Annotated in this window: 13 protein-coding genes; 7 read left to right on the top strand and 6 right to left on the bottom strand. The window is 56.4% G+C overall.

The window, feature by feature from the left end; translation table 11 throughout:
* The first annotated feature begins 7 nt into the window (after window positions 1-7).
* From AACY26_RS11380 to AACY26_RS11405, 6 genes are all read left to right on the top strand, one after another.
* Window positions 8-385, top strand: coding sequence for a DUF423 domain-containing protein (locus AACY26_RS11380; RefSeq protein ID WP_339514037.1), 378 nt, complete (start codon window positions 8-10; stop codon window positions 383-385).
* Between the two features lie 127 nt (window positions 386-512).
* Window positions 513-713, top strand: coding sequence for a sulfur carrier protein ThiS (thiS, locus tag AACY26_RS11385; protein WP_339514039.1), 201 nt, complete (start codon window positions 513-515; stop codon window positions 711-713).
* Between the two features lie 104 nt (window positions 714-817).
* Window positions 818-1,612 (top strand): thiazole synthase, encoded by a 795-nt coding sequence (locus AACY26_RS11390; RefSeq protein WP_339514041.1) that lies wholly within the window; start codon window positions 818-820, stop codon window positions 1,610-1,612.
* A 165-nt stretch (window positions 1,613-1,777) separates the two neighbouring features.
* Window positions 1,778-2,449: a tRNA (guanosine(46)-N7)-methyltransferase TrmB gene (gene trmB, locus AACY26_RS11395; protein ID WP_339514123.1), complete on the top strand. Its 672-nt coding sequence runs from the start codon at window positions 1,778-1,780 to the stop codon at window positions 2,447-2,449.
* Between the two features lie 435 nt (window positions 2,450-2,884).
* Window positions 2,885-4,228 carry a DUF1329 domain-containing protein gene (locus AACY26_RS11400; RefSeq protein ID WP_339514043.1) on the top strand — a complete coding sequence of 448 codons (1,344 nt, stop codon included), beginning with the start codon at window positions 2,885-2,887 and terminating at the stop codon, window positions 4,226-4,228.
* 756 nt (window positions 4,229-4,984) lie between these two features.
* The gene (locus tag AACY26_RS11405) at window positions 4,985-6,916 is read left to right on the top strand and encodes a RecQ family ATP-dependent DNA helicase (protein ID WP_339514045.1); all 1,932 of its coding nucleotides are present in this window, start codon (window positions 4,985-4,987) and stop codon (window positions 6,914-6,916) included.
* A gap of 4 nt (window positions 6,917-6,920) precedes the next feature.
* Here the strand turns inward: AACY26_RS11405 and AACY26_RS11410 are convergent, their stop codons facing one another.
* From AACY26_RS11410 to AACY26_RS11425, 4 genes are read right to left on the bottom strand one after another with little or no spacing between them, the layout of a single operon-like run.
* Window positions 6,921-7,532 (bottom strand): ABC-type transport auxiliary lipoprotein family protein, encoded by a 612-nt coding sequence (locus AACY26_RS11410; protein WP_339514047.1) that lies wholly within the window; start codon window positions 7,530-7,532, stop codon window positions 6,921-6,923.
* On the bottom strand, window positions 7,529-8,443 hold the full coding sequence (locus tag AACY26_RS11415; RefSeq protein ID WP_339514049.1) for an MlaD family protein: 915 nt from the start codon (window positions 8,441-8,443) through the stop codon (window positions 7,529-7,531). Before AACY26_RS11415 ends, AACY26_RS11410 begins: the two co-directional genes overlap by 4 nt.
* Complete coding sequence (locus AACY26_RS11420; RefSeq protein WP_445261295.1) at window positions 8,443-9,231, bottom strand: ABC transporter ATP-binding protein; 789 nt, start codon at window positions 9,229-9,231, stop codon at window positions 8,443-8,445. The genes AACY26_RS11415 and AACY26_RS11420 overlap by 1 nt, the downstream gene beginning before the upstream one ends.
* Window positions 9,228-10,373, bottom strand: a complete 1,146-nt coding sequence (locus tag AACY26_RS11425; RefSeq protein WP_339514051.1) for an ABC transporter permease — start codon at window positions 10,371-10,373, stop codon at window positions 9,228-9,230. Before AACY26_RS11425 ends, AACY26_RS11420 begins: the two co-directional genes overlap by 4 nt.
* 163 nt (window positions 10,374-10,536) lie before the next feature.
* On the opposite strand from AACY26_RS11425, the gene AACY26_RS11430 reads away from it, so the two are divergent.
* The gene (locus AACY26_RS11430; protein ID WP_339514053.1) at window positions 10,537-10,971 is read left to right on the top strand and encodes a DUF3465 domain-containing protein; all 435 of its coding nucleotides are present in this window, start codon (window positions 10,537-10,539) and stop codon (window positions 10,969-10,971) included.
* Window positions 10,972-10,976: 5 nt separating this feature from the next.
* Here AACY26_RS11430 and AACY26_RS11435 read toward each other — a convergent pair whose 3' ends face one another.
* Together AACY26_RS11435 and AACY26_RS11440 are read right to left on the bottom strand one after the other, a co-directional pair.
* Window positions 10,977-11,231 (bottom strand): hypothetical protein, encoded by a 255-nt coding sequence (locus tag AACY26_RS11435; RefSeq protein WP_087518586.1) that lies wholly within the window; start codon window positions 11,229-11,231, stop codon window positions 10,977-10,979.
* Window positions 11,232-11,355: 124 nt separating this feature from the next.
* The gene (locus AACY26_RS11440; RefSeq protein WP_339514057.1) at window positions 11,356-12,261 is read right to left on the bottom strand and encodes a LysR family transcriptional regulator; all 906 of its coding nucleotides are present in this window, start codon (window positions 12,259-12,261) and stop codon (window positions 11,356-11,358) included.
* Window positions 12,262-12,308: the final 47 nt, after the last annotated feature.

Raw genomic sequence — 12,308 nt, forward strand, 5'->3', positions numbered from 1 at the left:
GTGATTGATGGCGCGTTTGTGGATAATCTTGTCAGCCGTTGCTGGATTCAGCGGCGTGGGTCTCGGTGCATTTGCTGCCCACGGCTTGAAGAAAACCCTCAGCAGCGACTATTTAGCGGTGTTTCAAACGGGCACCCATTACCAGCTGATCCATGCGTTGGCGCTGTTCGGGGTTGGGCTGCTTGCGCTTCATGTGCCGGGGCGCTGGGTCACTTTGGCGGGGGCATTCTTTACCGCAGGTATAGTGCTGTTTTCCGGTAGCTTGTATGCGTTGAGTCTGAGCGGAATTGGTAAGTTGGGAATTATCACTCCGTTTGGTGGCCTGGCTTTTCTGCTGGGTTGGCTGTGCTTGGGCGTAGCTGCCTGGCGCATAACGCCGAACTGAACGATTTGGGTTAGCCTCTAAATTGACTCGTGCGTCAGAAAACAGATCAAATGAAGCTGTTTAGCCTTGGTCATCGCGTTTGATCGGGCTAGAATGCTGGCCCCTCTAGATTTGTGACCGTTACGTCATGCGCATTCAATTGAATGGCGAGCCACTTGAGCTTGCCGATGGCCAAACCGTCGCCGGGCTGATTGCTCAGCTAGACCTGACGGGCCGCCGCGTTGCGGTCGAGCTCAACTTGGATATCGTGCCGCGCAGCCAGCACGCCAATACTGTGTTAGCTGATGGTGATCGGGTTGAAGTCGTCCATGCCATTGGTGGCGGCTGAGTTCGTCCCGCATCCTGTCGATTCATTTTTGCCAGGTGCTCTAAGTTACGCCGCCCATGCGCGGCGCTTGGCTTAAAGCGCGCAACCCGCACGAGGAGTTTTCGATGAGCCAAGTTCGTAACGACAAGCCTTTTACGCTCGCCGGTCGTACCTATCAATCACGTTTGCTGGTTGGTACCGGAAAGTACCAAGATATGGAGCAGACCCGGGTTGCCATTGAAGCTTCTGGCGCCGAGATCGTTACCGTAGCGGTGCGCCGCACTAACATCGGCCAGACGCCGGGTGAGCCAAACCTGCTTGATGTGATTTCGCCTGATCGCTACACCATCCTGCCCAACACTGCGGGCTGCTATGACGCTGCCGAGGCTGTGCGTACCTGTCGTCTGGCTCGCGAACTGCTTGATGGTCACAATCTGGTCAAGCTTGAAGTGTTGGCCGATCAGAAAACCCTGTTTCCCAACGTTATCGAAACCATCAAGGCAGCCGAAATCCTGATCAAGGATGGCTTTGATGTGATGGTTTATACCAGCGACGACCCGATTATCGCCCGCCAACTGGCCGAGATGGGCTGCATCGCGGTAATGCCACTGGCGGGTTTGATTGGTACTGGCCTGGGTATTTGCAACCCTTATAACCTGCGCATCATCCTCGAAGAGGCCACGGTGCCGGTGTTGGTTGATGCCGGTGTGGGTACTGCATCAGATGCCACCATCGCCATGGAACTGGGTTGCGAGGCGGTGCTGATGAACAGTGCCATTGCCCATGCGCAGAACCCGGTGATGATGGCTGAAGCCATGAAGTACGCCATTGAAGCTGGCCGTCTTGCCTATTTGGCAGGGCGTATGCCGAAGAAACTTTATGCCAGTGCATCGTCGCCGCTTGAGGGTATGATTCGCTGATTAATCACGGGAAAACTACTGCGCTAGGGTTTTCGTGTTTCATTTTCTTAATTATTTGTCATCCGGCATTGGCCAGATTCTTGGCCCCGGATGGCGTAGTACGATCGAATTAAAGAGTACGAAATGACTGATTCCCCACAGGCCACGCCTGAAACCTCGCCCAAGCTGCGCACCATCAAGAGCTTTGTTATGCGTGCTGGGCGCATGACTGAAGGGCAGCAGCGGGGGCTGGATCAGGGGCTGAGCAAGTTTGGCTTGAAGCTTGAGGACGGCCCGCAGGATTTTGATGCGGTGTTCGGTCGCCAGGCACCACGCACCTTCGAGATCGGTTTCGGCATGGGCCATTCCTTGCTTGAGATGGCTGCCGCGGCGCCTGAGCATGACTTTATCGGCGTCGAGGTGCACCGCCCCGGTGTGGGTGCCTTGCTCAATGGATTGCTCACCCAGAATCTCAGCAACGTGCGCGTTTATAGCTGCGATGCATTGGAAGTGCTGCGTAACTGTGTGGCCGACAACAGCCTTGACCGGCTGATGTTGTTTTTCCCTGATCCGTGGCACAAGGCCCGGCATCACAAGCGCCGCATTGTTCAACTCGAATTTGCCGAGCTTGTACGGCAAAAACTCAAAGTGGGCGGTGTGCTGCACATGGCAACCGACTGGCAGCCCTATGCCGAGTACATGCTGGAAGTGATGAGCGCGGCGCCTGGCTATCAAAACCTGGCTGCTGATGGCCAATACGTTCCACGCCCTGCCGAACGGCCCATTACCAAGTTTGAACGCCGTGGCGAACGACTTGGCCATGGCGTCTGGGATCTAAAGTTCGAACGCCAGAACTGAGTGCCTGAGGCTGGTGAGCTGACGACTCATCAGCCTCGACAAAACGTTCAACGTCCCCCGCTAAACCTTAGTGTTTACAAAAATTTGCAATTCCACTGGTTAGCGCCAGCCCTCGTGATTCAAGCCCTGTGTGCCATGCAGCTGCATTAGCTCCAGGGTGGCCCATGAATTTATGAGGTATCCAAAGCAAATGCTTGTTTGAACAGGTAAACTGCGCCCGGATTTTAGCCCTTGAGTCCCATGTGCCTGCCTTTAGCACTGGCGATTGGGGTTAATCAAACAGCTAAATCATCAACTTCAAGGATGGAGTGCTAGGCCGGGAAATCCGGCGCCAGGATGGCTTCTCACCAAGACTGACCAATAAAGCCAAGCCCTTGCTTGTGCATAAAAAAACAGCGGTGCATGAAAGAAGTCTGCGCTGTGGGAGAGAGTACTGTGTTGCGAAAACTTTCGATTCTGTTGTTGGCTGCTGGGGCGCTGCAGGCTCAAGCCAAGGTTGATGAGGCGCAAGCTGTCCGGCTCGGTCAGGACCTGACGCCTCTGGGTGGTGAAATGGCGGGCAATGCCGCAGGCACCATCCCGCGCTGGGAAGGCGGACTGGCAACGCCGCCAGCCAACTATTCACCGGGTATGCATCACCCGGATCCATACGCGGGCGAGAAGCCTCTGTATCAGGTCAACAGCCAAAACATGAGCCAGTACAAGGCCAAGCTGCCTGCGGGTTTGAAAGTTTTGCTGGAAAAGAATCCAGATTATCACCTGCGTGTGTTTCCGACCCATCGTAGCGCTGCTGCACCGCAACGTATCTACGACGCGACTCGCTACAATGCGCTCAACGCCCAGCTGATATCCGGTGGTAACGGTGTGGAAGGCGTGGCATCGGGCATTCCATTTCCGCTTCCGCAAAACGGCCAGGAAGCCATCTGGAACCACATCATGCGTTACCGTGGCGACCAGATCAGCTTTGTGACAAACCAGGCCGCCGTGCTCTCAAATGGCGCCTACAACCTGCTCAAGCTCGAGCGCGATGTGTACTTTCTGTATGGCCGTGAGGGGGTAACGCCGAAGGACCTGGATAACACCTTGTTCTATTACAAATACAAGGTGGTTGCACCGTCCAAGCTGGCGGGGTCGGCGCTGGTTGTGCAGGAGACGCTTGACCAAGTATTGGCAATTCGCAAGGCCTGGCGCTTCAACCGTGGTGAGCGCCGTGTGCGTCGTTTGCCAATGCTGGCGTACGACACCCTGCAGCCCGACACCAATGGCATGGCCACGGCGGACGTTGTCGACTCCTACAATGGTGCACCCAATCGCTATGAGTGGAAGTTGTTGGGCAAGCAGGAAATGCTAGTGCCTTACAACAGCTACGCAGTGCACCAGAAAGGTATTCCCTACGAGACCATTCTGAAGCGCAACACGGTCAACCCTGACTTGCTGCGCTACGAGTTGCACCGGGTGTGGATTGTCGAGGCGGATTTGCGCAAGGGCTTTAGCCATCCTTATGCTAAACGGCGCTTCTACATTGATGAAGACAGCTGGCAAATCCTTGCGGTTGATCTCTACAACAAGGATGGCGAGTTGAGTGGCCTGCAAGAAAGCCATCCGATCAGCTACTACGATGTGCCGATGTTTGGCAGCACCCTGGAAACGATCTACGACTTCAAGGGCGAACGTTATTTTGTCGATGGGCTGGATAACAATGAGCCGATGTACAACTTCAATGCGGGCCTGACCCCACGTGATTTCACGCCGCAAGCGCTGCGTCGTTCGGGCAACTAAGGCCGTAAATGCGCCATTCAGACGCGGAAAAGCCGCCTTAGGGCGGCTTTTTGTGTGTGACTGCTGATACAGTTCTAACACGTTACGCGGATGGAGCTACGGAGATACAGGTGAAACAGGGGCCGCTCATCACGGCTATAAGTCTTGCCTATGTGCTGTGCTCTGAATGCTTAGCAACGTTGTCATTCACAGTTCTGCAGTAGGTCCAACGGGTCTGAGCGCTGCCAACTCCAGATTTGCTGGTGGTCATCCGACCTATGCTGGTTTGCTGCTACAAACTGTTGGTGCTGAACCTTGAGCTGGCTACGCTACGTGGAGTTTCCAGGCCCAGTTGTCGGCTAACTTGAGGGTTTTGATACTCAACCAGTGGCAAGGTCGTTGGCCTCGTGTACCGGCTCTTGCTTGGCAAGGGCATAAGGTGCGTAGGATGTTCGGCCCGCTTTGTTGATGGTTCAGCTCAAAGCAGACAAGCTGCCGTAAAAACCGATTCCTTCATATAAAGCTCCTGTGCAACTGTTCATGGATTTAATCTACTCCAAGGCGGCGGGTGGCGTTAGATGGATTGGTCATAGCCAGCTGATTGATATTCCCTTAACAGCGGGTACTGATCTGAAGGCCAGAGCCCACGGGCGATGCGCTTGAGTTGATAGGGGTATTTGCAGTCGACCAATCGTCGTGACGGTGTTCACTGGCCCTTCAAGCTGTCACATTCCTGCCTGCTTAGACATCAAGCACGGCATCCACGAGGATAGATTGTTGATTTACGACAGCTTGCAACGCACCTTTGGCTACCAGCAATTTCGTCCTGGCCAGGAGGCCGCGATCAAGGCGGTGATGGCTGGTCGTTCGGTCGCGGCAATATTTCCGACCGGCTCCGGCAAGTCGATGTGTTATCAGTTGCCAGCCATGCACTTGCCCCACCTGACCTTGGTGGTCTCGCCGCTACTGGCCTTGATGCAGGACCAGTTGGCGTTTTTGCAGCGCCATTCGATCAAGGCGGCCAGTATCGATTCAGCCCAAAGTCGAGAGCAAACCGCCCAAGTGATGCGCGAGGCCAAGAGTGGCGAGCTCAAGGTCTTGATGATTTCGGTCGAGCGCTTGAAGAATGAGCGCTTTCGCAACTTTATCCAGCAAGTGCCGATCTCGCTGCTGGTGGTTGACGAGGCGCACTGCATCTCTGAATGGGGGCATAATTTCCGCCCCGACTACCTGAAACTGCCGGAGTATCGACGCCAGTTCAACATTGCCCAGGTCTTGCTGCTTACCGCGACGGCAACCCCGCCGGTCATCGCCGACATGCAGCAGAAATTCGAGATAGCCGAGGCGGATGTGGTGACCACCGGCTTTTATCGGCCCAATCTTAACTTGTGGGTCGAGCCCGTTGCCGGTTCTGACAAGCAGCGGCGCTTGGTCGAATGGTTATCGGCCAAGGCCGGGCAGCCCAGTATTGTCTATGTGACCCAGCAGAAAACCGCTGAGCAGGTGGCTGATTTGCTGGAGGCCAAAGGTTTTCCTGCCAGTGCTTATCATGCCGGAATGCCGCATGAGCGGCGTGAGTCGATCCAGTGCCAGTTTATGGGCGGTCAGTTGAACTGCATCGTCGCCACCATCGCCTTTGGCATGGGCATCGATAAAAGTGATATCCGCAATGTAGTGCATTACGACCTGCCAAAGTCGGTGGAGAACTACAGCCAGGAAATCGGCCGCGCCGGGCGTGATGGCCAGCCTTCGGATTGTTGGGTCATGGCCAACCGCGACAGCCTCAATGTGCTGGAAAACTTCGTCTACGGCGACACGCCCGAGCTGGAGGGCATTGCTCATGTGCTCGATGAGCTGCTCGCCAGTGGCGCGGACGGGCAGTGGGAACTGACATTCAATGCGCTCTCCGAGCAAAGCAATATCCGTTTGCTGGCCTTGAAAACACTGTTGGTGCAGTTGGAACTAAGAGGCATTATCGCGCCTAAATATGCCTATTTCGCCGAATATCGCTTCAAATATTCGATTGAGCCTGAACAGTTGATCGCCAAGTTCGACGGTGAGCGCCGAGCGTTTGTCGAGGCCTTGGTGGCGTCATCGAAACGCGCGCGAACCTGGTGCACTGTCGACTTCGATCAGCTTTACCAGCAGCACCAGGCTGAGCGTAACCGAGTGGTAAAAGCACTGGATTACTTTCAGGAAAATGCCTGGATCGAGCTTGAAAGCAAGCAAATGACCGAGGTCTACACTGTGCTAGATGCTGCGTTTGACCTCGCCCAGCTCAGCGCAGAACTGCATCGCTATTTCAAGCAACAAGAGCACAGTGAGATCAAACGTATTCACGCCATGCTCGACTTGTTTGCCAGTGATACCTGCCTGAGCCAGCGGCTAGCCCGTTACTTTGGTGATGAGCAGGCGCCGTTGCAGTGTGGGCATTGTTCGGTGTGCCGGGGGCAGGTTGCGCGCTTGCCCAGCCCGCCCGCCCTGGCGCCACTCAATCAGCAGTCGGTTAGCGCCTTGGGTGGCGAATTTATCCAGCGTTACCAAGGTTTAAAGGGGGGCAAGCCGAGTGACGAATGCCTGACCCGCTTCTTCTGCGGTATCAGCGTGCCGTTGCTGACCAAGTTAAAGGCGCGCAACCTGGCGGGATTCGCCGCCCTGCAGGATTACCCCTACGCCGAGGTGCGTGAGTGGGTCGAGGCGAGCGCATAACGGCTTAAGGTTGTCTGTGCGCCTGGCTTAGCGTCCATTGCAGCAGCTGGGCCGACAGACTATCGACCGCGCCACCGAAGGCTTCGACAACATGCTCCACAGAGGTGTCTGTTGCCGCTTGGCTGGCGCTGAAGCGTCTGCTGGCGATGATCTGTTGCTGGCTGTTGACGAGCTGCACATCGAGTTGAACCTGTGCCTGTGGTGCGCCATTACGGTATTCGCTCTGAAAGGCGCGCAGGCTGCTGACCAGCTGCAAGTCGGTTTGCAGGTGATTGTCATCACTGCTCACGGCGGCAAAGCTATTGGCATTGATAAAGCGGTCGATTAAACGATCACGGAGCATGGTCGGTGCCCGATCACTCCAGCGCACGCCTTGATAGGTGCTGATCTGGTTGCCATCGGGCAGCACAACAATCCGTGAGCTATCGAGAATCTGGCTGCTGCTCGGGCGGTTGACCTGCAAGGTCATAGAGCTGGGCGTTGCCTGTGTGCTGGCGCTCGGCGCAGTACTTGGCAAGCGATAGACATGCAACTGCTCGGGCTCGGGCAAGATCGAGCAGGCGCTGAGCACGAGCGCGCTGAATGCGAGGGCACTGATGCGGATAAACCGGCTCATGGCTGAAACTCCTTGATGGTATCGCTGCGCAGCAGGTAGGCCGGGTCGTCTTCAACGCGGCGTGAGAAAGAGCGAATAGTGCTCAGGGTGTCGCGCAGGTCATTGATTGCCGGACCCAGGTTGCTCACACCCTGCATGCCCTGGCGTAGCGCGTCTCGGTTCTCGTTGAGAATGCGCTCGATATTGCTGCTGCTGCGCTCCAGTGATGCGCTGATGCGCTCGATGTTGGCAAAGCTTTTGCGCCCGGAGTCATTGAGCAGGCTGTTGGCACTGCGCATCAGCTTGGCGGTTTCAGTGCTGGCGACGCTGATTTCCCTGGCGGTGTTGTTCAGCGTATCGCGCTGTTCGGCGACCATTGCAGTGACCGCTTTAAGATTTTTCAGCGTCTTGGAAACCTGTGTCAGGTTCTCGTCGTTGAGCAGGTGGTTGGCTTGGTTGATCAAGTGATTGACGTTGACCACCAAGTCATCGCCATTGGCGAGCAATTTGGACAGGGGAGAGCGATCAGCCAAGATTTTTGGCCGTTCGCCATCTTCGCTGAGCAGCGCCGGGCTTTTCGGTGTGCCGCCGTGCATCTGGATGACCGCAGTGCCGGTGATGCCGGTTATCGACAAGCGGGCGCGGGTGTCGGTTTTGATCGGTGTGCTGCTGGTAATACGAATCCAGGCGATGACCTTGCGCGGGTCCTTGGGGTCAAGGAACAGGCGCTGCACGTCGCCGATGGTGATGCCGCTGTACTGCACGGCGCTGCCCCGTGACAGGCCGCTCACGGTCTCGTTGAATACCACGCTGTATTCGTTGTATTGCTGGTCGGCGGAGTGCTTGCTCAACCAGATCGCAAAGACCAGCGCCGCGCTAACCACCAGCACGGTAAACAGGCCGATCAAAACATGATGTGCGCGAGGTTCCATTAAGCTCTCCGTGGCGCGTTGTCCGCTGCCTGCTTGGCCGCGCGTCCACGCGGGCCGTGAAAATACTGCTGAATCCATGGGTCGTCAGTTGCCGCGACCTTTTCCAGGGTGTCGGCCACCAGCACACGCTTCTGCGAGAGCACGGCAATGCGGTCACAAATGGTGTAGAGCGTGTCGAGGTCATGGGTGACCAAAAATACGCTGAGGCCGAGTGCGTCACGCAGGGTCAGAATCAGTTGGTCGAAATCAGCGGCGCCAATGGGGTCGAGACCTGCAGTGGGTTCGTCGAGAAACAGGATGTCGGGCTCCAGAGCCAAGGCGCGGGCCAGGGCTGCGCGCTTGATCATGCCGCCCGACAGCTCCGACGGGTATTTGTCGCCAGTCAGGCAGGGCAGCCCGACCAAGGCCAGCTTGACCCGTGCCAGACGTTCAGCCGAGGCGCGGCTAAGTTTGGCGTGCTCGATCAGTGGCAGCGCGATGTTCTCGGTCACGGTCAGCGACGAGAACAGCGCACCGCGCTGATAAAGCACACCAAAGCGGCGTTCGATCAATGAGCGCTGGTGTTCGTCCAGCTCCAGCAGGGTTTGCCCAAACACGTTGATGCGGCCTTCGTTGGGCGCGCGCAAGCCGACGATTGAGCGCAGTAGCACCGATTTGCCGGTACCAGAGCCGCCGACGACACCGAGCACTTCGCCACGGTATAAATCGAGGTCGAGATTTTCATGCACGCTCTGCGCGCCAAAGCGATTACAGAGCCCGCGCACTTCAATCACTGCATCCTTGGTCACCAGCCCATCTCCACCATGAATAACGCGAAAATGGCGTCGAGCAGGATCACCACGAAGATTGACTGGACCACGCTGGAGGTTGTGCGTTCACCCACCGACTGGGCGCTGCCGGTGACTTTGAAGCCTTCCAGGCAGCCGATGATTGCAATCAGGAAGGCAAAGATAGGTGCTTTGACCATGCCCACCAGAAAATGCTTCAGCTCGATGCTTTCGTGGAAGATGCTGATAAAGCTGGTGACCGAGATATCCAAGGTCAATGCACAGACCATGGCACCGCCGATGATGCCGCAAATCATTGCGATAAAGGTCAGCACGGGCAGGGCAATCAGCATGGCGTACACCCGCGGCACCACCAGCAGCTCAATCGGACTGAGGCCGAGGGTGCGGATGGCATCGATTTCTTCATTGGCCTTCATCGAGCCAATTTGCGCGGTGAAGGCGCTGGCTGTGCGCCCGGCCATCAAGATTGCCGTGAGCAGCACGCCAAACTCGCGAAGGAAGGAGAACGCGACCAGGTTGATGGTGTAGATGCTGGCGCCGAAGTCGGCCAGGATTGTGGCACCTAAAAACGCCACGACCGCGCCGACCAGAAAGGTCAGTAGCGCCACAATTGGCACCGCGTTGAGCCCGGTTTGTTGGAGGTGGGATGTCAGCGAGGTAATACGCCAGCGGCTGGGCTTGAACATGACGCTGAGCATGGTGCAGACGGTTAATCCAAAAAAACCGATCAGCTCGCGGGCCTTGCATAAGAAATCGTCAACAGCAATGCCGATGTGGCCAAAAAATTCAGTGATGGCGGAAGGGCGTGGCGCTGGGGGCGTTCTTCTCGATTCCGTGATGGCATGACCCACGCTTTGCAGCAGTTGGCGCCGCTCGGCGCTTAGCTGCGGTGAGCTGGCTTCAAGGGACTCGAGTCGCGCTTCGCCGAGTAGGTCGACAAGCAGGGCCGCGCCTGCGGTATCCAGTTGGTTGATATCGTTGAGTTCAATGGTCGCATCAGCAGCCACTGCTTCGCGTGCGCGCATGACTTGTGGCTCGAGCGTCGCGAAATGCGCCAATGTCCAATCGCCGCCAACGCGCAAGCCAGAACCTGCATCCTTGCGGTCTAATTGAAGCGCGTCAATAAAGGGGGCTGTCGTCATGGGTCCAGTCTAGCCTGCTCGCTTTGCTGGCAACAGTAGCAAACTTTGCACTGCTGTAACTGAATAAGGCTGTTTGTGCAGCGCCTTGGGCACTGGGCTAGAATCGCAGCCTCTACAAGGGACAGTCGCCAGGTGCGACACAACGCATGGACTGGAAATCGAGATGAAGAAACTTGCTTACCTGATTGTGGCGCTGGTGCTGGCTTACGGTTTTGCCAGGGAGCAGGGCATCTCGATCCCGGGGATCAGCGACACGGCCCCGGCTGCAAACTCCGAGCTCTTGCAGGCCTACAGCCGCCAGCAGAGTGATGTTCAGGTTCAAGGCTCTGGGGTTGTGGTCAAGGTGTTGCGTGATGATCTAAAAGGTTCGCGGCATCAGAAATTTATTCTCAAGATTGCAGGCGGTCCCAGCGTATTGGTCGCCCACAATATCGATCTTGCGCCACGCATTGATGGCTTGCGCGCCGGTGACAGCGTTGAGTTCTACGGCGAATACGAGTGGAACGCCAAAGGTGGCGTCGTGCACTGGACGCACCGTGACCCCGGACGCCGTCATGTTGATGGCTGGCTCAAGCATGACGGCAGGACGTTCGAGTAGCGGGGCTAGTCAATCATCTCGGCGCCGGAAATGACGGGGTCTGGTAGAGAGACCGGCGCCGGTGAGATTTGCAGGTACTTGATGCTCTCACGCGGAATCATCAGCAAGTCGCCATCGACTTCGATGGATAGAAAGGGTGACTCAAGTTGCTTGCGAATTCCCCGCGCAACCTCGACCGGATCCGAGCTTTGCTGGGGGAAGCGCATCGCCAGGCGCTGGCCGTCCTGGAAGTACAGATACAGATGTTTGATCGGTTTCATTCAGGTAGCTCCATTTACGGTGTGTCTGGCTGGGGCGTGGTTTTATCGGATTCTTTCAAAGCCTAGCCGCAGGGACTGGCTTGTGCGTAGCGATTATTCAGTTGTATTGAATGTTTGAAGCTGGCTAGTACGAGTCAGCGGCAATGCTCAGTAATTGCTCGATCAGCCATTGCAGTGCCGGGTCGCGTTGACGCTGGCTGAGGCTTACCACTTCGAGGTGGAAGGCTTCCAGCTCGAAGGGTAAATCAAACAATTGCAACGGTAGCAATGCTGCAAAGTGCCGCGCCAACTGGTCTGGCAGCACTGCGCCCAGGTCGCTGCTGGCAACAATATGCGCCGCTTGCAGATAATTGGGAGTGGTGTAGACCACTTCGCGCTGCAACCCTTGCTCATTGAGCCATTGATCGACCATGCCGCGAGTTTGCCCGCCGTGTACCCACAACTGGCGCAGCTTGAGGAACAGCTCAAGATCAACACCTTGGCTAACCAATGGGTGGTCTCTGCGCACCGCCAGTTGCAAGGTCTCGCTGGCCCAGTGCTGGCGGTTGAAGCGTGCAGGAATATCCAGGAAGCGACCCAGAACCAGGTCCAGATCACCATTATCCAGCGCCTCAATGGGTAAGCGTGGATTCAGGTGATGAATATCAATGCGGATGCCCGGCGCTGTGTCACTGAGCTTGCGCATCAGCTGTGGCATGCAAATCAATTCGACATAGTCGGTCAGCGCAATATTGAAGTGTTGGTTGCTGCTGGCGGGATCAAAGGTTTGTCCCGCGCTCAAGCTTTGCTCGATTTGCTGCAAGGCCATGCGAATTGGCCCTGCAAGTGCCTGTGCGCGGGGTGTTGGCTGCATGGTTCTACCCGTGCGGACCAATAGCGGATCATCAAGTAATACCCGCAAGCGATTAAGTGCATTGCTCACCGCTGGCTGGCTCAAGGCAAGGCGCTCAGCGGCGCGCGATACATTTTTTTCGCGCATGAGTGCATCAAGCACGCGCAGTAGATTGAGGTCGAAACTGAGTATATTCATCGGCTGAATAGTATGTATCACAATACTAAATTTCAATAATAGTAGCC

The sequence above is a fragment of the Pseudomonas sp. RL_15y_Pfl2_60 genome (genome assembly GCF_963970595.1).
Lineage (GTDB): Bacteria > Pseudomonadota > Gammaproteobacteria > Pseudomonadales > Pseudomonadaceae > Aquipseudomonas.

Bases quoted from the DNA above. Each gene is read 5' to 3' on its own strand.
- AACY26_RS11380 (WP_339514037.1), top strand. From the start codon at position 8: ATGGCGCGTTTGTGGATAATCTTGTCAGCCGTTGCTGGATTCAGCGGC.
- thiS (WP_339514039.1), top strand. From the start codon at position 513: ATGCGCATTCAATTGAATGGCGAGCCACTTGAGCTTGCCGATGGCCAA.
- AACY26_RS11390 (WP_339514041.1), top strand. From the start codon at position 818: ATGAGCCAAGTTCGTAACGACAAGCCTTTTACGCTCGCCGGTCGTACC.
- AACY26_RS11410 (WP_339514047.1), bottom strand. From the start codon at position 7,532: ATGAGCCGGTTTATCCGCATCAGTGCCCTCGCATTCAGCGCGCTCGTG.
- AACY26_RS11415 (WP_339514049.1), bottom strand. From the start codon at position 8,443: ATGGAACCTCGCGCACATCATGTTTTGATCGGCCTGTTTACCGTGCTG.
- AACY26_RS11425 (WP_339514051.1), bottom strand. From the start codon at position 10,373: ATGACGACAGCCCCCTTTATTGACGCGCTTCAATTAGACCGCAAGGAT.
- AACY26_RS11430 (WP_339514053.1), top strand. From the start codon at position 10,537: ATGAAGAAACTTGCTTACCTGATTGTGGCGCTGGTGCTGGCTTACGGT.
- AACY26_RS11435 (WP_087518586.1), bottom strand. From the start codon at position 11,231: ATGAAACCGATCAAACATCTGTATCTGTACTTCCAGGACGGCCAGCGC.
- AACY26_RS11440 (WP_339514057.1), bottom strand. From the start codon at position 12,261: ATGAATATACTCAGTTTCGACCTCAATCTACTGCGCGTGCTTGATGCA.